Source organism: Paenibacillus sp. FSL H7-0703 (assembly GCF_038003485.1).
GTDB lineage: Bacteria > Bacillota > Bacilli > Paenibacillales > Paenibacillaceae > Paenibacillus > Paenibacillus polymyxa_B.
In genome coordinates, this window is the sequence record NZ_JBBOPF010000001.1 from 987,823 (window position 1) to 1,012,426 (window position 24,604).

The window sequence follows — 24,604 nt, forward strand, 5'->3', positions numbered from 1 at the left end:
TGGCAAGAGCTCTTTCTATGAAGTTAGTGAGTTCTCACCTAGGCAATAACTTTACTTACTATGAACAACCGTTGGGAAATTAAAATATTGCTCGGCGTTATTGTAGCAAATATTTTGTACCATTGCTCCGAGCAGTTCCAGATCCTCAGGCGCCTTACCCTCCTGAACCCACGTTCCGATTAAGTCACAAAGTATACGGCGGAAATATTCATGGCGTGTGTAGGATAGGAAGCTGCGGGAATCCGTCAGCATACCAATAAAGCGGGACAGCACCCCGTAGTTAGCCAGCAACTTCATCTGCTCCTGCATACCTTCGATGTGGTCGTTATACCACCATGCCGTGCCAAACTGGATTTTCCCTACAGTTCCACCGGATTGGAAGCAGCCCGCGAGACTTGCCAGTACTGGATAATCAACAGAATTAAGCGAATACAAAATCGTTCTCGGTAATCCTCCTGCCATCTCCTGTGCGTCCAGCAATGCCGCCAATGGACGAGCGATCGAGCCATCATTTACGGCATCGTAGCCTGTATCCGGTCCCAGATGACGGAACATAGCCGTGTTGTTGTTACGCAGCGCGTGAATGTGGTATTGCATAGCCCAGCCATGTTCTGCATACTGTTTGCCAAGAAAAACCAAAACGTACGATTTATATTTCGCCTCCTCTAAAGGAGTCACATGGCCTTCCTCCAGCCCCTTGCTGAATATGGCTGCTGCTTCCTCCAGTGTCGTTTCTTCATAGACAACAGTATCGAGCGCATGATCAGATACCCGACCTCCGGCAGCATGGAAATGGCGCACCCGGCTTGCCAGCGCATTCAAAAACCCTTCCAGTCCAGAAACATCCAGTCCACTGACTTCACCCAACCGAGTCACCCAAGGCTGGAAAGTTTCGCGATTAATTTCCAAAGCTTTGTCGGGGCGGAAGCTTGGCAGCACTGCCACTGGGAAATCGTTCAGCTTGCTGATTTGTTTGTGGTATTCGAGATGGTCCGTCGGATCATCCGTGGTGCACACCACAGTTACCTTCGAGTTCACAATCAGATCTCGTGCGCCAAAGCCCTTTCCCTGCAGCTTTTGGTTTACCTTTTCCCAGATTACAGGTGCGCTCTGTTCATTCAGCAGCTCATAGACACCAAAAAAGCGTTGAAGCTCCAAATGCGTCCAATGGTACAGCGGATTGCCGATTAGTGTAGGTACGGTTTTGGCCCAAGCTAAAAACTTGTCATAATCTTCACCATCCCCCGTAATCAGGCGTTCCTCAACCCCATTGGCCCGCATAAGTCTCCACTTGTAATGATCTCCGTACAACCAGGCTTCCGTAATATTCTTGAACTTTTTATTTTCATAAATTTCTTGTGGACTTAAATGGCAATGATAGTCAATAATCGGCATATCCTTGGCATACTGATGATATAAGGTTTCAGCCGTTGGATTGCTCAACAAAAAGTTTTCGTCTAAAAACGCTTTGGTCATTACTTTCTCATCCCTTCTGTAATCGTGTTTCCTAGCAAATTTGTTAACGTTAACAAAAATGTTCGAGATACTACTTGCCCTTTAACAATTACATTCCCCATAGCAGTGGGAAATCCATATGATTTGTACAGGAAAATACAACTATAATATGATACCTGTACATCATGTCATACTGGTTTGCTTCACCTTAAATTTAATGTTTACGTTAACAACAATTACATTGTAACCGCTATCCTTTGTAGAGGAAAGTGATTTTTATCATGTGAGCGGATAAAAATGATCTGCCTCCATTTGGGACAGATCTGTTCTATACCTTCTCGATGACCGACACCACAAGAAAATTCCACAATTTTAATTTTCCTTGATAGATCAAACTTTGAAAACGTTTTATATATTTTTCTCTTTTTTTCTGAAAATTTCTTTCTTGAAAATACCAGTTATTGTATTATAATTGCAATATACATCCATTGATTTACATTAAAAGTATTTCATTAGTTATTTCACAGAGAAGAAGAAGAGGTGGTAGCATTGAGTACAAAAGTGCAAGCTGTTCAAACTAAAACTATATCCGATACAAAAGGAGCCGACCTTGTTGTCGATTGCTTGATCAAGCAAGGGGTTACCCATATTTTTGGCATTCCAGGTGCCAAGATCGATTCTGTTTTTGATGTTCTTCAAGATCGGGGGCCCGAATTGATCGTATGTCGTCATGAACAAAATGCCGCCTTTATGGCAGCGGCAGTCGGTCGATTAACCGGTAAACCGGGCGTATGCATTGTTACCTCAGGTCCAGGCGCATCTAACTTGGCGACAGGACTTGTCACCGCTAATGCAGAAAGTGATCCTGTCGTCGCCATTGCGGGTGCAGTCCCAAGATCTGAACGCTTGAAACGCACGCACCAATCTATGGATAACGCCGGACTATTCGAGCCCATCACCAAATACAGTGTAGAAGTAGAACATCCTGATAATGTACCGGAAGCAATTGCTAATGCATTTCGAATTGCGACCTCAGCCCAGCCTGGAGCCACATTCGTCAGCCTGCCGCAGGACGTGTTGACTTCGTCATCTGAAGTAACAGTCATTGAGAAGGTTTCTCTTCCCCAACTCGGAACCGCACCCGCCGGACTCATCAAACAAGTCGCAGAGCAAATCAAAAAAGCCAAGCTGCCCGTACTTCTTCTCGGCATGAAAGCCAGCACGCCTGAAGCCACCGCAGCTATCCGTGCTCTCATCCGAGATACAGATCTGCCTGTTGTCGAAACCTTCCAGGCCGCTGGAGCCATCTCCCGTGAACTAGAAGACCACTATTTTGGAAGAGTGGGTCTGTTCCACAATCAACCGGGTGATATGCTTCTTGGAGCCGCAGATTTGGTACTGACGATTGGCTATGATCCTATCGAATACGATCCAAAAAACTGGAACATTCCGGCAAACCGAACACTCATTCATCTGGATGACCATCAAGCCGATATTGATCATGATTATCAACCGGACTACGAGCTAATCGGAAATATAGCCCTGATTGTGGGTAGCCTTGCAGAAGAATTACCTACCTTAAAGCTACCTAAATCCTCCTGCGAACAATTGAATCGTCTGCGCCATGATCTAAACGAGCAAGCGGCTGTTCCCGCACACAAGCATGATTTTCTGATTCATCCATTGCAATTTATTCGTACACTGCGCAGCCTGATTGATGATAACGTCACAGTCACCTGTGATGTCGGTTCACACTATATTTGGATGGCACGATATTTCCGTTCGTATGAACCGCGGCGCCTTCTATTCAGCAACGGAATGCAGACGCTAGGCGTAGCGCTGCCTTGGGGGATTGCTGCCACGCTCGTCAATCCCGGTCACAAAGTCGTTTCTATTTCTGGAGACGGAGGATTTCTTTTTTCATCCATGGAGCTCGAAACCGCCGTACGTCTTAACTCACCGTTGGTGCATATCGTATGGAGAGATGGTTCCTATGACATGGTCGCTTTTCAACAACAGATTAAATACGGAAGAACGTCTGGTGTAAAATTTGGAGATGTTGATGTAGTGAAATATGCTGAAAGCTTCGGCGCCACTGGATTACGCGTGCACTCTCCTGAAGAACTAGAAAGTGTATTGCAGCAGGCACTTCATACCGATGGTCCTGTGGTCGTCGATATTCCGATTGATTATCAGGATAACATCCAGTTGGGACGTAAACTGCTGCCTAACCAATTAAACTAACCTTAACCAAGCCTCACTCGTGACGGCTTTATGACAATTATGGAGTATAACGTTTTTTTTATGATTTTTTTGAGTTATTCATGTTATTTACTGAAATTTTACGTTTATTATTGAAAAAGAAAGAAAATAAATGCATACAATTATAAAAGGAAGTGTATTGCCATGACCGTTGCGCAATTGGAAACCAAGCAAGAAGCTGATCATGATATTTACCAAACCTCCACTATGCTTGCTCTATTAGATGGTCTTTATGACGGAGTTGTTGCCTTTGAGGAGTTACAAAAGCACGGGGATTTCGGAATTGGTACCTTTGATCAACTGAATGGCGAGATGATCGCGTTCGATGGTGAATTTTATCACTTGCTTCCAGACGGTACGGCCCATCGCGTAAAACCGGAAGAAACTACACCTTTTTCCACCGTCACCTTTTTCCAGGAAGATTTCACATATACTATTGACCGCCCTATGCATCGTGAAGAGCTGGAAGCTCTGCTGTTAACGTTGTTTCCAAGCCGTAATCTGTTCTATGCCTTCCGTATGGATGGCACTTTTCATGAAGTAAAGACACGGACCGTGCCTCACCAAGTTAAACCATACAAACCTTTTATCGAAGCGACCAAGTCACAGCCTACCTTCACTTTTAATGAGGCTTCCGGCGTGATTACAGGTTTTTGGACACCTGCCTATGCTCAAGGTATTGGGGTAGCCGGATTTCATCTGCATTTTATTAACGATGAACGCACTGGTGGCGGGCATGTCTTTGATTTTATCGTCGAAAAGTGTACCATCCGCATTTGTCAAAAATCCAATCTGCATCTGGTCCTGCCCGATACCCCGGATTACTTGAAGGCCAACCTGTCCAGAGAAAACCTGGAGAAAGAAATTGCCGTTACTGAAGGTGCGCAGTAATCACAGTTATATAACTCATCAAGTTACGGACCCTATAGCTAAACAATAAACAGTAAAAGATCACAGTCAGGGAAGAGAATTACTGCTCTCTGACTGTGATCTTTTTATGTACGAGCATATATATACGTTACTGCTTATGCTCTCACTCCGGTTCACCTATGCCTCGATCTGATCCAGTTTATCTGCATAATATTGAATAGCACGTGAGTACTCCTGTGTAGATAAATCCGAGGTCGTCTCAGCCACCTCCATTAGCAGCTCCTGCATGGCTTTCCCGTATTCCCCCAGATTGTATAACACCATCGCGTAAAATACCCGAAACGGTCTGTAATCCGGAAATTCGTTCATTCCTGTGTCCAACCACGCTTTCGCCTTGGCGTAATCTCCCAATACACGATATGTACTGCTTAATCCCAGGATGGCTCCTTTCCTTGATTCTGCGGATAACGCCATACCTAGGCTTTTTTCATAATAGGCAACCGCTTCCCTCTCTAAGCCCAATGAATCATGTGTCCAAGCTGTCTGATACCACAATTCTGCATCATTTTGCTGCTGTTCTAATGCCTTTAAAAGAAGCTTACGTGCTTTCTCTGCTTGCCCTGTTCGTCTAAGCTCGTTAGCTTGCGCCATGATATCGTTCATATTCATCCTCCACTTCTGACTCATGCCTATCTTTGAGGTATATGTTACCCGACATTTGAATGCAATGTAAATGGAGTTTTTCCTAAGATTTGAAATCCAAAAAAACGACCCTCCCTTTAGGAGAGCCGCTATATATCCGAAGCTGAAGTTACGGTTTATTTAACCTTCAATGATCCTGTAGTGAGTATTCCAGCTACACGTTGTGCGTCGAAAATGCGGGTGAGCTCCTCCACTGCCGTCAAGTACAGTAGACCGTTGCCCTCCAGCTTAGGAGAATTGCCGAGTGGAATCGTGCGTTTGATGAGTTGTGCGTATAATTCCGGTTCTGTAAGATCACGCTCAAAGCTCGCATTCGCCAGCTGCTTAATCAACGCCAATGCACCTGCTACGTGCGGAGTAGCCATCGAAGTTCCGCTAAAGGTCGCATATTTGCCGCCCGGAACGGTGGACAAAATATCTTCTCCCGGTGCAACCAAATCCACCTCATTATTTGAATTACTGAATTCTGAGGCATGCCTATCAAAGTTGATAGCACCTACGCTGATCACTTCATTATAGCAGCCGGGGTAGCCGAGCTCGTCCGTTCTGTCGTCACCGTCTCCCTCATTTCCAGCTGCACAGATGACTAAGATTTGGCTAGCTACAGCCTTTTTTACTGCTTCATGAAGCTCTGGCACATCCTCGGGACCGCCAAGTGACATCGATATGATATCTGCCTTTTGCTCAATCGCATAATAGATGCCTTGAATAATCCAGTCATATTGACCGGAGCCCTGCTTGTTTAGCACTTTGATGATGAGCAGGTCTGCCTCTGGAGCAACACCCACGACACCATCCGCATTTTCTGCTGCCGCAATAGTTCCCGCCACATGCGTACCATGACCGTTGTAATCCTTGAAAATTTCCGGATTACCTTGATCATCATCCGTGAAATTCCGGCCGCCAATAATGCGCGCCTTCAAATCAGGATGGTCCGAATCACAGCCCGTGTCCAGCACCGCCACCTTCACGCCTCGGCCTCGAGTCTGGTTCCATACCGCAGGAGCCTGAATCAGCTCTACCCCTCGCGGTATTTCATTCACTTGTTGCTCCTGCTTGATCACTTGGTAAGGAATGATATGCACTTTACGTTCCATCCTATTCCCTCCTTCATGGATTCAATCGGAAACCATCCGTCTTTGAAACTTTGAAACTTTGAAAAATTTGAAAACCTCTACTACGTTCGAGGTTACTATATTCTAGCAATTTTTGGAAAGTTTGAACATCCCCATTTTGCTTATTTTTGTAAAAAAAAAAAACAGACATCCCCCAATTCGCTTGGAGAATGTCTGTTGTAGAATCTCTTTCAGCCTTAGACTGATTCCGCCTGAAGTTCAGCCTTAGATAACAGCGATTTATGCTGCCATTTCCGCCCCTTCCAGCGTAAATAGTGGAAAATGCCTCGTACCCACTCATCGCAGGCATGTGCAATCCACACACCCAGCACACCATATCCCATATAAATGCCCAGCACATATGCTAGCGGGATTTTAATCCCCCACATTGAAATAATGGCCATCATTAACGGGAACTGAACATCTCCCGCTGCTCGCAAGGAGTTAATGACAACATGATTAAACACACGGCCCGGCTCCAGCAATATACAGAATAGCAAAATCGCTGCCCCTAATTGAATGATCGCCGGCTCATCTGTAAAGATCGCCATCACTTCATATCGGAAAAAGGATACTACCACGATCACAGCAATCGTAATGACCAAAGACCATTTCAGGCTCCGTAAAAGTTGATGATAGGCCTTTTCCTTGTCTCCTGCTCCAATCAGGCGGGCAACAATAATCTCTGTCCCCTCACCTACGGCCATTCCAAATACCATAAAGAAGTATACAATCGTATTCGTATAAAAATGAGTTGCAATCGCCGTTGTACCCATAAAGCTGACAAACCGGGTCACCATCATTTGGCTAAGTTGATAAGACAACCATTCCAGCCCAGCAGGAATACCAATCTTCAGGATGGCTACCAGCTTACTCCATTGGAGCTGTACATAATACCGTATGCGAATCGGCACACTTACACGCTTGTACAGCAGTAGAAAAATCCAGACACATGCTACAGCACGGCTAATAACCGTTGAAATCGCTGCTCCCGCCACTCCCATTTGCGGCAGACCAAACCAGCCATAAATGAGCAATGCATTTCCTACAATATGTAAAATATTCATACCAATGCCCACGATCATCGTATCTTTAGTAAAACCATGCGATCGAATAACCGGACCTGCGGTTAGCATAAGCGCTTCCAGAAATAGCGAACCCCCTGCCAGCATCATATAGATCTCTGCATTTTCCTTGATCGTCGGGGTAATATGGTAAAAAGATAGCAAAAAATCCCGGCTCACAATAAACATCAAACTCAGCGCCAGACCAAACACCAGATTAAAGGTTAGTGCCGAAGCCGTAACACGGCTTGCATCCACATGCTTTTGCGCCCCCAATAGCTGAGCAATGATCACACCTACACCAAGACCAAGCAGATTGAACAGTATAATCGTAAATTCAATCAACTGTCTTGACACCCCCACAGCCGATACAACCTCATCAGAAACATGGCTTAGCATGAACGTATCCACGCTACCCATCAAAATGTGAAACAACATCTCTATAAAGATCGGCCAAGTGATTGCAAAAACCGTCATTGTTTTAACGACTTGTGCTTGCTTGGAACCGTTTTCCTGAGAAAGTGACATCCTTCCGTATTCCTCCTAAATGCGACCCAATTATTACTTAATACCTACACGTCAATTAATCAATCATAAAAAGTCATATGCTTTTTATCTTTTTTATAATATTCCAAGCGGTCCTGCAATTGTCCTGTGTGGAATTCAAACTTATGTCCGTCTGGATCTGTAAAATAGACCGACCTTTTGTCCTGTTCATTCCGTTCTCGTCCGGGCAAAATGGTGAAATTGAAAGTTCTCAGCTTGATAAGCGTGGTATTCAACATGATTCGATTGTCCACTGCAGAACGTCCTCCTTGTGGTTTTCGTTCAGGTGGAAAAAGATCTTGAATCTGCCGCCATTGTTGATCTTGAATTTCATATCGTGTACTCATTTAATGGTTTTAACCAATATATTCCTACTTAAACACTTTGAAGACACGCCCTAGAGTCTATGCCTCGTTAAAATAATAATTTCTTATCAAAAAAGGACTATAACATCATCAAGATTGATGTTATAGTCCTTTTTTGAACTGGTCAAGAAAAAAACATCGTCGGTTTTTATAGTTAAAATTCTAGACTACCGCTCTTTTATTCAGCTAACGTTTCCTAAGCCCACAGGTAGGGGCTTCTCAGATCATTGAGCTTCATAACCTTAGTTGACCTACCTTATAGTTCTGATAAATATGAGATTCAAAGAATAGAAACTCAAAAGGAAGTAGAAGGGATAAAGCACTCTCGAATTTTTAAGCAAAGTGTTTTGTTTTTAGTAGGGGAAATGATCATCAATATAAAGGAAGCAAAGAATTAGAGAAATTTTAGTGGATAATGGTTTGAATACGGCTTCTTTCCACCATTTCTTCTCCATTTGCTTTCCTCTCCTTATTTAGCGTTTTTTAAGAATTCAAGCTCTTTGACAATACCCGGAAATAATTTATCTAGGTTGTAAAATGCCAGCAATAAAATTTGCAGGGCAGCCAAGATAATTGGAACGTAGATAAACATGAAATGAATAGACGCTAGCGCTGTGGCACTGATTGTAGCTTGTCCACCAGCATATCCTCCCAATGCCAGTCCCCAACCGATGAGTGCCGCTCCGAAACCGCCTCCCGCTTTTGTGCCGAAACTACCCGCACTGTACACCAGTCCTTCGGTGCGCATCCCTGTCTTCCATTCGCCATACTCAATGGTATCTGACAACATAGCAAAGAAGGTTCCGAGAATAGCGGCATGTCCAAGGGCTTTAATAACGAGTCCCAGGCAGACCGCCATAAGACTTGCGGGACTGACGGCAATAACAAGCGATCCCACAATCAGGAGGATACTTCCGATAATGGATGAATTTCGTTTCCCGATCCGCTTGACGACGGGAGGCAATAACAGATAACCAAGCAGGGAAGGAAGGAGTAAGGATATGCCGAGCACCCCAATCAGATTGGCGTCTTTTAACACATAACGTGCGTAGTAAATATTCATACCTGTGCCCAGTGAGTTATTTATGAAATAGACCACAGCAAACCCAAGAATCAATTTCCAATACTTATTACGCATCAGCGCTCCAAAAGCACGTCCAAACGGAATTGGCTTCTGTACAACAGATGGAGTAACCCTTTCCTTGGTACTGAAGAAGGTAACGAGAAATAAGAAGGTTCCGAGCAAACCAAACAGAATAAAGGTGAAAATCCACCCCTTTTGACCGCCGCCGAACGACTTCACTAACGGAAGGGTGAAAAAATTAATTAGCAAGGCACCAATATTCGCCAGAGACATACGAAAAATATTAAGCAGAGAGCGCTGGTAAGAATCCTGCGTTATCATGGAATTAAGCACACCATAAGGGACATTAATGCTGGAATAGATAATGTTCATCAGCAGATAGGTAACGTAAATGTATAGAATAGTGATCGTCATATTTCCACTTGGAACCGTGAACAAGAGAATTCCAGACAACGCAAATGGCCCGGACATCCACAGTAACCAAGGACGGGCCTTCCCGTGTCTGCTCTTCGTTTTATCGATCAAAGCCCCAATCGCGACATCAATAAACGCATCCAGTACACGCGCAACTAGCATTAAAGTACCAATGACCCCGGCGCTGATCCCGATTACATCTGTGTAAAAGTAGGACAGAAAAGTCATTGCGGCGGCAAACAGCAACTGGCTGGCAAAATCACCGAATCCATAACCCATCTTTTCTTTCAGCGTAATATTTGAACCGGTTTGCATTGAAGCCTCATTTCCCATTACAACAATATCGCTTGAACTTCTCATGCTCATGCTCCTTTTCCCTTGTTATTCTCTACAATCCCAAGCCATTAGGAAAACGTTTTCTTTATAATCATAAAAACAAGCTGAAATACCTTGAATTCAGCTAGTTATTTGGTAAAAACAATCAATTATGACCAAAAAATACTAGAAAACGTTTTCCGGAGTTGATTATACTCTCCCTACAAACCAAGGTCAAGCGCTTTCTTTGCTCTGGAATCTTTGTTAAACTCAATAAACAATTCAATAAACTGATATAATAAATTCAATTCACTTTGAGAACCTTTTTCTAAATAAATACTTGCTTGAAAGTCGGTGTGTACAATGAAAATGACTATAAAAGATGTGGCTCGAATGGCCAACGTCTCCATTTCAACGGTTTCCAGAGTGATCAATAATAGCCAGACGGTGAACAGTGAAATACGCAAACGAGTTCTAGATGTCCTTGAAGCCACTCAATTCCGCCCAAATGCCATAGCACGGACACTGGTAAAGAATAATACATCTCTGATTGGAGTACTTCTGCCCGAGATTAAAAACAACGTCTTTGATGACATGGTTGAAGGCATCAATCAAGTAGCGCATCTATACGGCTTCGATGTCATAATCGCCTTGTCAGGGGGGGACGCGGACTCTGAAATACACTATTACAATATGTTCCGTGAAATGCAGGCGAGCGGAATTATCATATCGGTAAGCGGAATCCGGGATGCGCTATTCGCGCTCATTGAAGCGGCGGGAATTCCCTGCATCCTTGTCGGACGGGATTTTCGAGACCAATCCATTCCTTCCGTACATGTTGACAACATAACGGCTGCTTTTGAAGCGGTAACTTATCTAATTCAGCAGGGACATCAGGATATCGCGATGCTGCGGGGAGCAGCGGGGGATATTTCAGTGGGCAGTCAGCGTTTTTTGGGCTATGAACAGGCATTGAAGGCCGCTCACCTGCCAGTACGTCCTGAACGTGTGTTGGAAAGCGGCTTTTCAGTTGAAGATGGCGTAACCTCGATGAGAAAACTGTATCATTCAGGCCCATTGCCTAGTGCGGTGTTCTGCGCGACGGACCGAATTGCCATAGGCGCTATGAACTTTCTGACCGAGAATGGGGTGAAAATACCTGAACAGGTCTCCTTCTTGGGATTTGACGACATTGATATGGCTACAATAATCCGGCCTAAATTGTCAACTGTCCGATATTCAGCATCCGAACTGGGCATGGTCGCCGCCCGCAATCTCATTAAGCTTATTAGAGGACAGGAATTGGCGGCTGTCCACTGGTCCATATCGCATCAGTTAGAAATTCGGGACAGCAGTGCAAAACATGGGCTATCCTAATCTTTGCATGTTCCTACGCGGTTGCTGGAAGTGCTTCACCGGCTGGGATGGACTTTGACAGCTCCGACGCCGAATAATGGAAGCGTTCTCTTGCGAATTTTTTTCCAAAAGAGGCATGATTGGCGATACGCAGAAACCAGACTCGGTTTAAAGTTGGCTATCATGTAGGTGGGCCTCAAAGGGCAAAAACATGTACCCCTGGACGAAGTTAAACGAGAAATCAAGTCGTACATGACCTACTACAACTATTACAGATATCAATATAACAAAAAAGACTTGCACTAGAGTTTACTCAAAGGTATATACTTTGTTTCATGGAAAAGTTATTAACCATTCGACAAGTCGCAACTGTTACAGGTCTTAGTGTCCACACCCTTCGCTATTATGAGAATATAGGTCTTCTATGTTACATTGATCGCAATGAAAATGGGTATCGTTGTTATTCTTCAGCGGACGTTACTTGGATTAAGTTTCTAACTCGTCTTAAAGCCACTGGAATGTCGATTACCAAAATGCTAGTAATCGCCGAACTTCGGAGGCAAGGTGATTCAACTCTAACTGCAAGGAGGATTCTTCTCGAAGAACACTATAAAGAAGTTCAAAAGAAAATAATGGAACTCCAGAATAATCTTGATTTACTCGCTGATAAAATCGTGACGTATAAGGAGATGGAAAACAATTACCAATTAAAGCAAGAATTTTCCGAGTAAGTAGAACAGATTTTCTCTATTAAAAACTCACAATACATCAAATGGAATGAGTTCTTTGCTGTTTTTCATTTGGTGTTTAAGAGTTTCTATCTAAATACCAACTAAACAAATGCGATTAGTTCATATTATATAATGAAAGGATGATCTCACTTGCGCTTGAATAAGTCATTTCCCACATATGCTATTGCTCTCGGCGTATTTGGCATTACAAATACAGAATTTGGCATAGTGGGCATTTTGCCGAAAGTCACCACCAATTTCCAAATAAGTGCATCTCAGGCAGGTATGCTCGTAAGCATGTTTGCTTTGATCATTGCAATTTCCGGTCCGTTCATGACTCTTTTATTTTCTGGAATAAATCGAAAAAAAATTTTGGCTGGCGTACTTGTTGTTTTTACAATTTCTAATCTTTTTTCCGCCTTTGCTCCGAGTTATAATGCCTTGATGATGTTTCGACTTTTACCCGCTTTTCTTCATCCAGTTTATTTCTCTGTAGCATTTGCAGCAGCTGCAAGCTCTGTTTCAAAAGAACAAAGTGCCATAGCGGTGGCTAAAGTTTTTAACGGGTTAACTATAGGGATGGTATTAGGCGTTCCGGTCACATCTTTTATTGGGGATCAGTTTTCACTTGAAGCTGCATTTCTTTTTTCTTCAGTCATCAATGCAATTGCACTACTTGGAATTTTATTTTTTATTCCATCTCTACCGGTTGAGGGAAAGTTGACCTTTGGCAAACAATTGAATGTTTTGGCAAAACCACAACTATGGCTTAACGTCGCAGCCGCTTGTTTTATCTTAGCGTCCTTATACTCTGTCTATTCCTATTTTGCTGAATATCTCGAAGTAGTGACAGGTATGAGCGGTAAAATAGTAAGTATCATGTTAATTCTTTTTGGCGCGAGCGGTATCATTGGCAATATGCAAACCGCTAAATATTTAAGCAGAAACATGGTAAAAACAATTATTTTTTATCCCCTTGTGCTTGGGTCCATCTATTTTCTGATATATTATATCGGGAGTTACTACATTCCCATGATTATAATAATAATTATATGGGGGGCTGTTTTTACCGGAGGTCTGATTGTAAGTCAAACTTGGTTAACTTCGGAGGCCTCAGAAGCACCTGAATTTGCTAATAGCTTGTTTGTCTCCTTTGCAAATTTAGGTGTCACGATTGGCACCACCCTAGGCGGATGGTTTCTATCACAGATGGGAACACACCTGATTACCTGGAGTGGAGTATTATTTCTGTTGCTTGCATCTATCTGCATTGGGTTGAAAATCAAGTTTTTTGATATTCTCTAGTACTTTTTGATAAAAATGTATCGATTTCTCCAAATTTGATATCAAAAAGCAAATATGATCTCATCCTTGTATGCTCATATTCCCTCTTCCTTTCAGCGAACCCTGTTCAGCCAATAGGTCCACGCTTCTGTATATTGATCGAGATCTTCCGGATGATGACGAATGCAGGTGGCTATACGAAAATATAATCCCATTAACACTTCCCTGTTCAGCTCGTATTCCCCTGTCATCTCCGGCTCAAGCTTCTCTATGGCAGGCAAAATAATATCGACGGTCAGCCTATCCGGTGAAGAACAAAAGGCGTATATCAGATCATACAGAGGTTCTCCTATCACTGGATCAGGGTCAATAATACCCGTCAATGTGCCGTTTTCGGTAAACACAAAATTATGTACCCCACAGAGGCTTATAGTGCGAGATCACCTCCGTTGCCAGACGAAGCAACAAATCGCTTTTGTTTCTTCCTTGATACTGTGTGAACCCTGACCTGAACGTGTATACCAAATAACGGTGCAACGGATCTACATAAACCAAACGCGATAGTTTCTCAATCTGTACATAGGTATGTAAGAATTCTGCCTCGGCTTCTACGACAGCGGGATTATTTTGCTTAATCACGTATCGCGGCTTAGTTCCGTCCATGACAACTACCACTTTGCTCGAAGTTCCGCCGGTCAGTGGTTTGAGATTTCGCATACGGCTTTCAAGCACGTCCGTTTCGTGAAGCTCATTCAGGATCAGTTGAACATCCATCTCACGCCTCCCTCCATGCATCTGATCCACAATGCGGCTGGCGACTTGGATATTTCATTTAGCTCCCACACGTTCGCCAGCCACTCTTCTTTTAAAAATAAATCTTTTCATGCTCCGCATAGATTTCAAGCGCCCGCTCCATCTTATGCACATAGGCCTCATCCTGACTAGAACATAGAAATGTAATGTGTCCCTCCTGCGATGGACCGGATTTTGGCGAAGGTTCCAGCAAATTACGCTCAGACAACACCTGTTTCAACCGCCTAACTGTTCCCTGGCTCCCGTCAATTAACTGAATATGAGAAGGTAGTAGTTCCCTTAGAATTTCCTTATAAAAAGGATAATGAGTACATCCCAATACCACCGTGCCATATATGTCGAGATTGAACGAAGACAGCTCACGGTTAAAATATTCGAACATTTCTGCCCGGTCAAAATTCAACTGTTCGCAATAATGTACTAGCTCCGGCAGAGGTAGTGAGTCCACGCTCCCATGATCGTCAACCCTGGATACCAGCGCTGCATAACAGGATTGTTTCAACGTCAATGGTGTGGCTAACACCAGAACTCTTTTACCATTGGCTCGGTTCATCTCGACCGCTGGCTTCACAGCTGGCTCCATACCAATAATCGGAATAGGATATTCCTTCCTTAGCTCCGCAACCGCGATACTTGTAGCCGTATTGCAGGCAATGACCAATGCCTTAACATCTTCTTTAAGGATCGTTTCTACTGAAGCCTTGACATAACCAAGCACCTCTTGGGGAGTTTTCGTCCCGTAAGGCACATGAAGCGTATCCGCCATGTATACAAAATTTTCGTTTGGCAAACGTCTTAGTGCCTCGGACAATACTGTAATTCCACCCAATCCTGAATCAAAAAAACCTATCTTCAAGCTACTCACCTTTTTTCGTTCAACTATTGTGCCATATCTTGCAGGCACCATGTTCATTTTCTTATTCCCCTACTCAAACCATTCTCTTCATTAAACTTTACATTTAAATTTTACCGCAAAACTGATATTTTGCAAAAGAAACACGTAAAATTTATAGTGTAAAAAATAAAGTAGCTTTTCAAAGTAAATTTAATATAAAAGTGTTGACAGATATTATCTTTATATTGTAATATTACGTGGTAACTTACTAACTTAACTTACTTATTCAACTTACTTAGGGGGAAATAAATCATGTCTAAAGTATTATTTGTCAAAGCTAATGATCGTACAGCTGAAGAATCTGCAACAGTTAAATTGTATAACGCCTTCGTAGAAAGCTACAAGTCTTCCCACCCAACTGATGAAATCACTGAGCTGGACCTGTTCTCCGTCGAGCTTCCTTATTTGAACGCTAACATGATCAACGGCACGTTCAAATCCGCTAGAGGCATGGAGCTGAACGCAGAAGAAGCTCGCCTGGCAAACATCGCTAATGGCTACCTGGATCAATTTCTGGCAGCAGACAAAGTCGTATTTGCTTTCCCGCTCTGGAACATGACGATTCCAGCTGTACTGCATACGTACATTGATTACCTGAACCAAGCTGGTAAAACATTCAAATACACTGCTGAAGGTCCAGTTGGTCTCGTAACTGAAACTAAAGTAGCCCTGTTGAATGCAAGAGGCGGCGTTTATTCCGAAGGACCAGCTGCTGCAGCTGAAATGTCTTTGAACTACATGAACAACATCTTATCCTTCTTCGGAGTAAAGGACATCGTGAAAGTTGTTCTGGAAGGACATAACCAAGCTCCAGATCAAGCACAAGAAATCGTTGCTTCTGCCGTACAACGTGCAGTGGACACAGCAAAATCGTTCTAATCATATATTATGAAGAGAAGAGGATATCCGCGCCCTATATGGGCTGGATATCCTCTTTTTTGTTATAAAGTATAAAAAACACGTGCTCCCCTGATCTATAATCAAGTGAAAGCACGTGTTTGTGAAATGAGATTACTTCTATTTTAAGGAATGAATTGCTGCACGATTTTTACAACTTTACCCTCACGAAGCGTAACATGGTATGGAAATTGACTGAGGTCCAGAACGTCCTTTTTAGCAAAATCTTTCTCAAACTGTGCCAGAGGAATCGATTCATTCCATTGCACGTCTGTATCTTCTATATTACCCGTGTGATCATAAATCTGCACCTCTACCGAAGCATCTGGTGCAACCTGATACACGTCATTTTGCACGGAATTGTTTACGATGTAGTAGCCATCTGGAGCTCCATCCAATCCTGTATTTCCTTCATGCTCCAATAATGCTTTGTCAGCTGCCGCGCCTTCATACCATTCAATCGGGTCTGCCGACAAATAAATCTGTCCGTCACGAATCTCCATTTGGTTTATATATACGGTCTCCTGATTTTCAGCAGCTGCTACAGGCGTGTAGCCTTGCGCTGTTGCCCCAGCCGTCGTAATCAGCATCATCATTAAAGCCAATACGGTCCATTTCGAAGCTAGTTTCATCATGTCTGATCTCTCCTTGCCGTTTGGGTATGTACACGGTGTCTGTAAGCTTCATTACCCTTGTGTACTTATCATAAACGTTGCACGGTTAAAAAGTGTATCAGATACATAAAAAAGAAGTTACGATTTTTTAAGACTTGGTCCTAAAACTTGATAATAAGTCCTATTTATCTTTGCTATCTTAATAACCCGACCTGACGTGCCTGTTCTTCGGTGAGAATAAACTCTTCATTTTGCCATACTTCGTCCTCTTTGTTTACAGCAAACATCCCCATGATCTCTGTCCATATTCCTTTGTCGACAGCTTCCTGTTGTGTAATGATAATTTTCATGTGAATCTCTCCTTTATATACTCTTATCGGTCTGTGAGGCCCACTACGCAACAGATGGTTTCTCCAATCGCTGTTGGAACCTGATTTTTTGAATTTATATTTTAAATGGTTAAAATCAGGTTCCAAAGGCGAACGCTATCGCTTCTCCGAAGTCCATCTGCCCGCTTCGTTACTCAGCTTATCTCTACCATTCTCATTTTTCATAATATCGTCACTATAAAAATAATGGGCTAAGATGATACTTAGGCCAAATATAATACTTTTATTTAAAGCCTCTAACCCTTATATGGAACTCACAATGCTTGTCCTAGATTTGCATTATCGGAGTGCTTGAGGGGTTCTTATCCCGCTTATAACATATGTACCCTTTTGCTACCAAGATTATTCGTATTTATTTGTAACCATAAAATTTTATATTATTTTTGTAGGTAGTGACTTCTTTAGAAATGACTAAGTCCTAAAATAAAAACGGCTGTAGGTTATTCTACGAGCCGTTTTTACTAAAAAATTTTATATGCTTGGTTAATCTATCAGTACCATCAACATATAACGTATTCGTTTATTGTTTCTGCATAAAAAAATGGTCGCCAAAAGCACTAAAGCAGCGGAGAGGACGGAATCGTTCTCAAGAAGCGGAGCGTTCGGAAGAATACACCGTCCTCGTAGCGACCATTATTCGCATCACTATCACTTAACCACTCCGCATGATATAAATGTAACGCTCCTTTTACACAGAAAAGTAAAAAGGCTGTACGCATACTGGCTTGGATACGGTTACTTGTTGCCCGGTGTAGGTCAAGCGTCCACTTGCCTTGTCCACTTTGAACGTAACGATGTTGTTGGTGTCGCGGTTGGCCACGAGCATATGGTCACCATTTGGAGTCAAAGCAAAATGGCGTGGATGCTCTCCTTCAGCAGATACATGCTCGACTAGGCTCAGCTTGCCAGTTGCTTCGTCTACAGCGTATACCACAATGCTGTCATGCCCACGGTTGGAACCGTACAGATAAGCTCCATCCCCCGAAATCGCAATTTCAGCAGTTGTGTTTTCACCTGTAAAGTCAGACGGCAATGTCGGTACGCTCTCAAGCTCAGTGAGCTTGCCAGCCTCTGCATCATATGCAAAAGAAGTAATGGAAGAATCCACTTCGTTAATGACAAAAGCAAATTTACCATTCGGGTGGAACGTCAAATGACGTGGACCTGCACCTGCATGGGTTTTCGTTTCACCATGAAACACCAGTTGTCCTTTGCTGTCATCAATAGTGTAAACGCGGATCAGATCCAGACCGAGATCTTGTACGAACAGGAAGCGGCCGTCCGGACTAAAGAAACTGGAATGTGGATGTGGACGATCCTGACGTTCAGGATGCGCTCCTTTGCCCTCATGCTGTTTAACATCCAGCAACTCACCGATACGTCCGTCCTCAGTCAGGGACACGAGTCCCACCATGCCACCGTGGTAGCTGACTACAATAAGGTAACGATCAGATGGATCACGCTGAATGTGGCAAGTTGTTGCACCCACGTTTTCCGCACGATTCAGCAATGTAAATGTTCCTTTAACTGGGTCAATTTCGAAAGCAGAGGCTTCGCCTACTTTCGCTCCTGCAGCAGAAGTCGTCTCTCCAATGGAATACAGCTTCCGATTTTTGACGTCCACATTCAGGAATGTAGGATTTTTCAAGCCGGAGAACTCATCCTGTAGTGTAAGTGCTCCTGTCTGTTCATTAAAAGTGTACGAATAAACTCCGTTACCTTCCAATTCGGCGTAAGAGCCTGCAAATACGAGCAATTTTTGTTGTGCTGTCATGGTTGTGTCCTCCTTGGATTAAAAAAATGATGGGCAATTGGAATGATTGCTCCTGTTACAAATATCGCTTTAAGAGGCGCGCTCCACCACGGGCTCTGTGGACAACGCCACATTTCCCGCAACGGCACGCGAGATCATGCATGAGGTTTCTGCCTGCTCTGCCAGTCGCAATGCTTGTTCGATCTGCGATTCTGTCGCATCGGCAGCCAATTGAACCTGCGGACGATGCACAATTCGGCGATATGTAAAAATATTGTTCGTTACATCGACAATCCCTTCGGATTCCAGCGCCAGTGATGCCACCGGGAGACTCGCGCGCTCCATCATCGCCGCCAACGTAATCAAATAGCAGGTAGCAGCGGCACCGAGCAGCATTTCATCTGGATTGGTGCCCACACCAGGGCCTCCCATCTCAGCCGGGATCGAAATTGCTGTCCGCAACTGTCCAGCCTCAATATGGCCGTCGCTGTTGCGCCCCCCGTTCCAGTCTGCCTTGAGCAGAAAGGTATGCTCCATTTCAGGTCACTCCTCTCTCTTATATTATGAATCTTTACACAGGTGAATGTAAAGGTTAGTCAATCTCCTGATTTTTGGTTTCCGTACCCAGCAACCATACAGCCGCAGCTCCGATCAAGATAGCTACGAAGAAAATCACAAAGATAGATGGTAGCGCTACGCCCTGTCCTACGAGTATACCGACCGCAAAAGGCCCGATAACGCCTCCAATACGGCCAAACGCAGCCGCCATACCCACACCAGTTGAACGTACAGCTGTCGGGTACAATTCTGGAGTATAGGCGTACATGGCTCCCCATGCACCAAGATTAAAAAAGGACAAGCAGATACCAGCAGCCAACAGCATTCCCGCCGTTTCCGAGGTGCCAAACCAAATAGCGGACACTGCTGTGAGCAGCAAGTAGATGATCAGTACGAATTTGCGGCCCAGCTTTTCAATTAGATAAGCGGCGGTAAAGTAACCCGGTAGTTGCGCAAGCGTCATGATCAGCACATACTCAAAGCTTTTAACCAGTTCGAAACCTTTCATAAACATCATGCTCGGTAGCCACAGGAACATGCCGTAGTATGAAAATACAACTGTGAACCATAAAATCCACAGCATCAGCGTAGACTTGCGATGGGGTCCCGACCAAATCGAAGCCAATCGTGCACGCAGCGGAAGTTTGACGCTTTGCTGCTTATAACGCGGTGAATCATCAATAGCTCTGCGCAGATAAAGAGCGTACAGCGCAGGTACTGCGCCGAGAATAAACGCCATTTGCCAACCATACTTTGGAATAACAAAATAAGCAATAAGAGCCGAAAGGATCCAGCCTGCCGCCCAAAAGCTTTCCAGCAGGACAACCGCTCTTCCTCGTTCTTTCACAGGTACTGATTCTGACACCAGCGTCGAAGCAACAGGCAATTCCCCACCCAAGCCTGCACCAGCAATAAAACGCAGTACCAGCAGCATTCCGAGACCTGTCGCCAAAGCGGATAATCCACTGGCAATAGAAAAGATCAACAATGTCCACACTAATATGGCACGTCTGCCGTAACGATCCGCCAAAATCCCCGCCAAAGCGGCTCCGAACACCATTCCTATCGAATTCATTGCAGTTAGCAGTCCAATTTGCTCAGATCCCAGATGCCACTCCTTTGCCAACGCTGCGACTATAAATGAAAGCAGCCCCACATCCATAGCATCAAACAACCAGCTGAGCCCTGCGCTAAACAGCAATTTTCTTTTTTGGGCTGGTGGTAATGAAGTTAATTCACTCATGATTTGCTCTCCCTTAAAAATATATCGTATGTAGACGTATATTCAGGTGTCTTGTCACCTGTAGCCTAGCATCTATTGTACCGTAAGCTTCCTTAATCTGCGAGCTTTTTAACACAAAAAAAACGGAAGATTGCCTACGGCAATTCTCCCGCCTTCTGGAACCTGCCACTTACCGGTTTTGGACCAGACCGATGATCGTCACCATGAGCACCAGCAGCTGGATGAGTGTATCGTTACTCATTCCAATCGCCTCCATCCCATATGAGATACTCCTTCGGCCGTTTCCCCTCTCCCCGGATCATGACGCTTGTTCCCCAATACATACCTATGCAGGCGGCGGGAAGCTTATGATCAATCATGGATGAAAATCTCCATATGTTTAAGGTTTAATCCAGGACCACTGCAAATCCATTTCCTGAATACATTCACGGTTATCATGTTCATCATTGGCCACCAGCGGGGTCACTGGATAGGTACTCATGTCCCCTTTCTCATATGTGCGCAGTAGAGGCAACAGCTCATCTATGTTCTGGACAGACGGATCTAGCCATGAATCTATATGATCAGCTTCCAAAATAGCTGGCATACGGGTATCGAATTCACGTATATCCGTATTGGCCTGAACTGTCATCATCGTACAGGTGCGTAAAGGCTCCTTACGACTATCCTGCCATACTTCATATAGCCCCGCGACCGCAAACATCTTCTGTTCCGGCAGTACCACCCGTACAGCACACATGCGTTTACCCAATTTTCGCCAGTAATAAAATCCATTGCATGGAATGATACAGCGCCGGGTTTCCACCATCTTGCGATAAGTCGGATTTACCCGAACCGTATTCAAGTCTGCATTGACACAATCCTTGCCCCAGTAGGGAATAAATCCCCAGCGAAATTCATCAAGTACCCGTTCTCCATCCTGATACAGCACAATTGGAACATGCTGAGTGGGACTCATGTTATAGCGTGTTTTGTAATAATACATCACCCGTTGTATACCAAAGTGATCCCTTACCTCATCCAAATCAGCCGATAACGAAAACCTCTTGCACATTTGCTATTCATCCTTCCGCCTTTTTCACCTATTGTGCGGATATACAAGGAAAAATATGCATATGCAGCTTTTGCAAAAATCCAATAAACAACAAAACATATAGCAATATCCCCGCAGTTGTGAAGCTACGGGGATAGATACTAACTTATATTGTTATTACTTCTTTTCTACCGCGTGACCGCCAAATTCATTGCGCAACGCAGCAACCACTTTCCCGTTAAACGTGTCCGCATCAAGAGAACGATAGCGCATCAGCAGGGACAAAGCAATGACTGGAGTTGCAGCCTGAATGTCCAATGCTTCCTCAACCGTCCATTTTCCTTCACCAGAAGAGTGCATAACCCCACGAATTTCGTCCAGGTTTGCATCTTTGGAAAATGCACGTTCAGTCAAACCCATCAGCCAAGAGCGAATAACAGAACCGTTGTTCCACACGCGCGCTACTTGTTCATAATCAAAGTCAAAGCTGCTTTTTTCTAGCACTTCAAATCCTTCACCGATGGAAGCCATCATGCCGTATTCCACACCGTTATGAACCATTTTCAGAAAATGTCCGCTTCCAGATTTACCTGCATACAAATATCCATTTTCCACTGCTGTGTCGCGGAAAATAGGCTCAACAACCGACCAAGCTTCCGGATCGCCACCGATCATGTAACAAGCGCCATTACGTGCGCCTTCCATCCCGCCTGAAGTTCCAGCATCCATGAAGCTGATACCATATTCTTGAAGACGGGCATGACGAGCAATAGACTCTTTGTAATGAGAATTACCACCTTCAATAATGATGTCCCCTTTGGACAACATCGGTTGAAGCTGATCCAGCACAGAATCAACAATTTGGTGAGGAACCATAATCCATAATACTCTAGGGGATTGAGTTGTCTGTACAAGCTCTTCCAATGTAGAAGCACCTTTAGCTCCATAATCCTTCATTTCTTGAATTGCGGCCGCATTGACGTCGTAAGCGACAAGTTCATGCTTATGATCGATCAAATTTTTTCCGAGATTCAAGCCCATTTTTCCCAAACCAATTAATCCTACTTGCATAGTAAAGGCCTCCTGCCGTAGCAAACATATTTTGTATATACTTTCTTATAAGTGTTAAGAACGAACGACTGCTTTCTCAGAGCTTTCGGACTTTTCGTCCAACCACCATGTAAAGCCTTGCTCCTCTAACAATTGATCTGAAGCTTCTGGACCGTAAGAGCCTGCTGCATACGTGTGAAGTGGAACCTCACCACGAGCAAAAGCTTCCAGTACAGGTTGAACCCACACCCATGAAAGCTCAACTTCGTTCCAATGAGCAAAAAAGGTGGAATCGCCGCGCAACGCATCAAAGATGAGGCGCTCATAGGCTTCTGGTACATCCTTGGCCTCGGAATGATAATTCATCAGAACCGTTTCCAGTTGACCAGCGTTTAGCGGGTCTCTGCTATTCAGACGCAGCGTTACCTTTTCATCCGGGTTAACATGGATGATCAGCAAGTTCGGGTCAGTCGGTTGCCCTTGAGCGGCATAAGGATCTGTGCTGTCCTTTTTGAATTCCACGACGATACGAGTAGATTTTTCTTTCATACGTTTGCCGGTACGAATATAGAACGGCACACCAGACCATTGTTCGTTGTCAATCCATAGGCGAGCTGAAATGAAAGTATCATTTTGCGAATCAGGTCCGATATCCGGCTCTTCTTTATAGGAAGGAACTGCTTTTCCGTTGATCTCACCGTTGGTATATTGGCCTCTAACCACGTTGGAAGCAATGTCGGAAGGATCAAGCGCACGAAGCGCGTCCATCACCTTGCTTTTTTCGTCACGCACCTGGTCAGCCGTGACATGTCCCGGCTTGTTCATAGCCGTCATCATCAACACCTGCAGCATGTGATTTTGTACCATATCACGAATAGCGCCGGAATGATCATAGTATCCCGCTCGCTCCTCCACCCCTACAGTCTCGGAAGCGGTAATTTGCACATTGGCGATGTATTGATTGTTCCATATTCCTTGGAGCAATGGATTAGCAAATTTTAAGGCTTCCAGGTTTTGCACCATGGGCTTACCTAAGTAATGGTCAATACGATAAATCTCATCCTCAGCAAAGGTTCTGCTTAGGCGATCATTCAGCTCACGTGCGGATTCCAGATCATGTCCAAATGGTTTTTCAATAATGAGCCGTTTCCAACCCTTTGTTTCAGCTAGACCACTCTCGCGAATATTGAGGGCAATCACATCAAAAAATTCCGGTGCCACCGATAAGTAAAACATGCGGTTCCCCGGAATTCCCAAGTCATTTTCACGTTGCTCAGCAAGCTGTAGCAGCTTTTTATAATCTTCCGGGTGGTTGACGTTCAATGCGCTGTAACGGAAAGCACTTAAGAACTGATCCATCTGTGCACGGTCTTCATTCACGTGTCTGGAAAAATCCTTAATGGATTGCTCTACATTACTTTGAAATTGCTCGTCCGCCACTTCACGACGCCCCATCCCAATTACAGAAAAGGAAGCCGGAATTTTACCTTCTACAAACAAATTATACAAGGCAGGGTAAATTTTGCGTTTTGCCAAATCCCCTGTCGCTCCAAATAAGACAAATGTCATTGAATCCATGAATTATTCCTTCTTCCCATTATAAAGATGAGGTTATTAAAAGTTACCTGAGGAATTAACGTAACCCATAATACACCCAAAATAAGGGGCAAGTCAATCAAATTTTAGCGAAATCGTGAACATTCGATATATCCTGTAATGATAACGTTTTCTGTGGTATGATTGACGAAAGGAAAGAGAAAAAACTGTTAAATATGTCACAGTTGATACAAAGCGTT

The 24,604-nt window shown here is 44.0% G+C and carries 23 protein-coding genes and 1 pseudogene; 6 read left to right on the forward strand and 18 right to left on the reverse strand.

Annotated features, from left to right (window positions below; translation table 11 throughout):
- Positions 1-51: 51 nt before the first annotated feature.
- Positions 52-1,476 carry a glucuronate isomerase gene (gene uxaC / locus MHB46_RS03750; protein WP_341161657.1) on the reverse strand — a complete coding sequence of 475 codons (1,425 nt, stop codon included), beginning with the start codon at positions 1,474-1,476 and terminating at the stop codon, positions 52-54.
- Positions 1,477-1,995: 519 nt separating this feature from the next.
- Between uxaC and alsS the strand changes: the two genes are divergently transcribed.
- On the forward strand, positions 1,996-3,699 hold the full coding sequence (gene alsS, locus MHB46_RS03755) for an acetolactate synthase AlsS (RefSeq protein WP_341161658.1): 1,704 nt from the start codon (positions 1,996-1,998) through the stop codon (positions 3,697-3,699).
- A gap of 162 nt (positions 3,700-3,861) precedes the next feature.
- Entirely contained in the window at positions 3,862-4,608 is a 747-nt protein-coding gene (gene budA / locus MHB46_RS03760) for an acetolactate decarboxylase (RefSeq protein WP_025722973.1), read from the forward strand.
- A 156-nt stretch (positions 4,609-4,764) separates the two neighbouring features.
- Here the strand turns inward: budA and MHB46_RS03765 are convergent, their stop codons facing one another.
- The 5 genes and pseudogenes from MHB46_RS03765 to MHB46_RS03785 form a co-directional block, all read right to left on the reverse strand.
- Positions 4,765-5,250, reverse strand: a complete 486-nt coding sequence (locus MHB46_RS03765; RefSeq protein ID WP_165175533.1) for a tetratricopeptide repeat protein — start codon at positions 5,248-5,250, stop codon at positions 4,765-4,767.
- Between the two features lie 155 nt (positions 5,251-5,405).
- Positions 5,406-6,386, reverse strand: coding sequence for a S8 family peptidase (locus MHB46_RS03770; protein ID WP_165175535.1), 981 nt, complete (start codon positions 6,384-6,386; stop codon positions 5,406-5,408).
- A 215-nt stretch (positions 6,387-6,601) separates the two neighbouring features.
- Complete coding sequence (locus MHB46_RS03775) at positions 6,602-7,996, reverse strand: MATE family efflux transporter (protein WP_341161659.1); 1,395 nt, start codon at positions 7,994-7,996, stop codon at positions 6,602-6,604.
- A gap of 59 nt (positions 7,997-8,055) precedes the next feature.
- A pseudogene (locus tag MHB46_RS03780) lies at positions 8,056-8,208 on the reverse strand (metallothiol transferase FosB); the annotation flags it as partial.
- 640 nt (positions 8,209-8,848) lie between these two features.
- Positions 8,849-10,237: an MFS transporter gene (locus MHB46_RS03785; protein ID WP_341161660.1), complete on the reverse strand. Its 1,389-nt coding sequence runs from the start codon at positions 10,235-10,237 to the stop codon at positions 8,849-8,851.
- A 318-nt stretch (positions 10,238-10,555) separates the two neighbouring features.
- Between MHB46_RS03785 and MHB46_RS03790 the strand changes: the two genes are divergently transcribed.
- From MHB46_RS03790 to MHB46_RS03800, 3 genes are all read left to right on the forward strand, one after another.
- Positions 10,556-11,569 (forward strand): LacI family DNA-binding transcriptional regulator, encoded by a 1,014-nt coding sequence (locus MHB46_RS03790; protein WP_341161661.1) that lies wholly within the window; start codon positions 10,556-10,558, stop codon positions 11,567-11,569.
- 314 nt (positions 11,570-11,883) lie between these two features.
- Entirely contained in the window at positions 11,884-12,279 is a 396-nt protein-coding gene (locus tag MHB46_RS03795) for a MerR family transcriptional regulator (RefSeq protein ID WP_341161662.1), read from the forward strand.
- 150 nt (positions 12,280-12,429) lie between these two features.
- Entirely contained in the window at positions 12,430-13,584 is a 1,155-nt protein-coding gene (locus MHB46_RS03800; protein WP_341161663.1) for an MFS transporter, read from the forward strand.
- Positions 13,585-13,676: 92 nt separating this feature from the next.
- Here MHB46_RS03800 and MHB46_RS03805 read toward each other — a convergent pair whose 3' ends face one another.
- From MHB46_RS03805 to murI, 3 genes are all read right to left on the reverse strand, one after another.
- A complete protein-coding gene (locus MHB46_RS03805) occupies positions 13,677-13,967 on the reverse strand; it encodes a hypothetical protein (RefSeq protein WP_341161664.1) in 291 nt (96 codons plus the stop codon).
- 4 nt (positions 13,968-13,971) lie between these two features.
- On the reverse strand, positions 13,972-14,337 hold the full coding sequence (locus MHB46_RS03810) for a hypothetical protein (RefSeq protein ID WP_341161665.1): 366 nt from the start codon (positions 14,335-14,337) through the stop codon (positions 13,972-13,974).
- A gap of 91 nt (positions 14,338-14,428) precedes the next feature.
- Positions 14,429-15,283, reverse strand: a complete 855-nt coding sequence (gene murI, locus MHB46_RS03815) for a glutamate racemase (protein WP_341163681.1) — start codon at positions 15,281-15,283, stop codon at positions 14,429-14,431.
- Between the two features lie 240 nt (positions 15,284-15,523).
- Between murI and MHB46_RS03820 the strand changes: the two genes are divergently transcribed.
- Positions 15,524-16,150: an FMN-dependent NADH-azoreductase gene (locus tag MHB46_RS03820; RefSeq protein ID WP_043882169.1), complete on the forward strand. Its 627-nt coding sequence runs from the start codon at positions 15,524-15,526 to the stop codon at positions 16,148-16,150.
- A gap of 143 nt (positions 16,151-16,293) precedes the next feature.
- On the opposite strand, the gene MHB46_RS03825 is transcribed toward MHB46_RS03820, so the two are convergent.
- From MHB46_RS03825 to zwf, 9 genes are all read right to left on the reverse strand, one after another.
- Positions 16,294-16,803, reverse strand: a complete 510-nt coding sequence (locus MHB46_RS03825; protein WP_061830325.1) for a hypothetical protein — start codon at positions 16,801-16,803, stop codon at positions 16,294-16,296.
- 173 nt (positions 16,804-16,976) lie between these two features.
- Positions 16,977-17,132, reverse strand: coding sequence for a hypothetical protein (locus tag MHB46_RS03830; RefSeq protein ID WP_341161666.1), 156 nt, complete (start codon positions 17,130-17,132; stop codon positions 16,977-16,979).
- A gap of 727 nt (positions 17,133-17,859) precedes the next feature.
- Entirely contained in the window at positions 17,860-18,945 is a 1,086-nt protein-coding gene (locus MHB46_RS03835) for a lactonase family protein (protein WP_341161667.1), read from the reverse strand.
- A 69-nt stretch (positions 18,946-19,014) separates the two neighbouring features.
- On the reverse strand, positions 19,015-19,461 hold the full coding sequence (locus MHB46_RS03840; RefSeq protein ID WP_311082862.1) for an OsmC family protein: 447 nt from the start codon (positions 19,459-19,461) through the stop codon (positions 19,015-19,017).
- Between the two features lie 55 nt (positions 19,462-19,516).
- Positions 19,517-20,725 carry an MFS transporter gene (locus MHB46_RS03845; protein ID WP_341161668.1) on the reverse strand — a complete coding sequence of 403 codons (1,209 nt, stop codon included), beginning with the start codon at positions 20,723-20,725 and terminating at the stop codon, positions 19,517-19,519.
- A 233-nt stretch (positions 20,726-20,958) separates the two neighbouring features.
- The gene (locus tag MHB46_RS03850) at positions 20,959-21,084 is read right to left on the reverse strand and encodes a hypothetical protein (protein WP_268819851.1); all 126 of its coding nucleotides are present in this window, start codon (positions 21,082-21,084) and stop codon (positions 20,959-20,961) included.
- A 20-nt stretch (positions 21,085-21,104) separates the two neighbouring features.
- Positions 21,105-21,779, reverse strand: coding sequence for an SOS response-associated peptidase (locus MHB46_RS03855; RefSeq protein ID WP_341161669.1), 675 nt, complete (start codon positions 21,777-21,779; stop codon positions 21,105-21,107).
- Positions 21,780-21,935: 156 nt separating this feature from the next.
- Positions 21,936-22,829: a phosphogluconate dehydrogenase (NAD(+)-dependent, decarboxylating) gene (gene gnd, locus MHB46_RS03860; protein WP_341161670.1), complete on the reverse strand. Its 894-nt coding sequence runs from the start codon at positions 22,827-22,829 to the stop codon at positions 21,936-21,938.
- A gap of 54 nt (positions 22,830-22,883) precedes the next feature.
- Complete coding sequence (gene zwf / locus MHB46_RS03865) at positions 22,884-24,386, reverse strand: glucose-6-phosphate dehydrogenase (RefSeq protein WP_069291758.1); 1,503 nt, start codon at positions 24,384-24,386, stop codon at positions 22,884-22,886.
- Positions 24,387-24,604: the final 218 nt, after the last annotated feature.

Bases quoted from the DNA above. Each gene is read 5' to 3' on its own strand.
- uxaC (WP_341161657.1), bottom strand. From the start codon at position 1,476: ATGACCAAAGCGTTTTTAGACGAAAACTTTTTGTTGAGCAATCCAACG.
- budA (WP_025722973.1), top strand. From the start codon at position 3,862: ATGACCGTTGCGCAATTGGAAACCAAGCAAGAAGCTGATCATGATATT.
- MHB46_RS03765 (WP_165175533.1), bottom strand. From the start codon at position 5,250: ATGAACGATATCATGGCGCAAGCTAACGAGCTTAGACGAACAGGGCAA.
- MHB46_RS03770 (WP_165175535.1), bottom strand. From the start codon at position 6,386: ATGGAACGTAAAGTGCATATCATTCCTTACCAAGTGATCAAGCAGGAG.
- MHB46_RS03775 (WP_341161659.1), bottom strand. From the start codon at position 7,996: ATGTCACTTTCTCAGGAAAACGGTTCCAAGCAAGCACAAGTCGTTAAA.
- MHB46_RS03785 (WP_341161660.1), bottom strand. From the start codon at position 10,237: ATGAGAAGTTCAAGCGATATTGTTGTAATGGGAAATGAGGCTTCAATG.
- MHB46_RS03790 (WP_341161661.1), top strand. From the start codon at position 10,556: ATGAAAATGACTATAAAAGATGTGGCTCGAATGGCCAACGTCTCCATT.
- MHB46_RS03795 (WP_341161662.1), top strand. From the start codon at position 11,884: ATGGAAAAGTTATTAACCATTCGACAAGTCGCAACTGTTACAGGTCTT.
- MHB46_RS03810 (WP_341161665.1), bottom strand. From the start codon at position 14,337: ATGGATGTTCAACTGATCCTGAATGAGCTTCACGAAACGGACGTGCTT.
- murI (WP_341163681.1), bottom strand. From the start codon at position 15,283: ATGGTGCCTGCAAGATATGGCACAATAGTTGAACGAAAAAAGGTGAGT.
- MHB46_RS03820 (WP_043882169.1), top strand. From the start codon at position 15,524: ATGTCTAAAGTATTATTTGTCAAAGCTAATGATCGTACAGCTGAAGAA.
- MHB46_RS03825 (WP_061830325.1), bottom strand. From the start codon at position 16,803: ATGATGAAACTAGCTTCGAAATGGACCGTATTGGCTTTAATGATGATG.
- MHB46_RS03830 (WP_341161666.1), bottom strand. From the start codon at position 17,132: ATGAAAATTATCATTACACAACAGGAAGCTGTCGACAAAGGAATATGG.
- MHB46_RS03835 (WP_341161667.1), bottom strand. From the start codon at position 18,945: ATGACAGCACAACAAAAATTGCTCGTATTTGCAGGCTCTTACGCCGAA.
- MHB46_RS03840 (WP_311082862.1), bottom strand. From the start codon at position 19,461: ATGGAGCATACCTTTCTGCTCAAGGCAGACTGGAACGGGGGGCGCAAC.
- MHB46_RS03845 (WP_341161668.1), bottom strand. From the start codon at position 20,725: ATGAGTGAATTAACTTCATTACCACCAGCCCAAAAAAGAAAATTGCTG.
- MHB46_RS03850 (WP_268819851.1), bottom strand. From the start codon at position 21,084: ATGATTGATCATAAGCTTCCCGCCGCCTGCATAGGTATGTATTGGGGA.
- MHB46_RS03855 (WP_341161669.1), bottom strand. From the start codon at position 21,779: ATGTGCAAGAGGTTTTCGTTATCGGCTGATTTGGATGAGGTAAGGGAT.
- gnd (WP_341161670.1), bottom strand. From the start codon at position 22,829: ATGCAAGTAGGATTAATTGGTTTGGGAAAAATGGGCTTGAATCTCGGA.
- zwf (WP_069291758.1), bottom strand. From the start codon at position 24,386: ATGGATTCAATGACATTTGTCTTATTTGGAGCGACAGGGGATTTGGCA.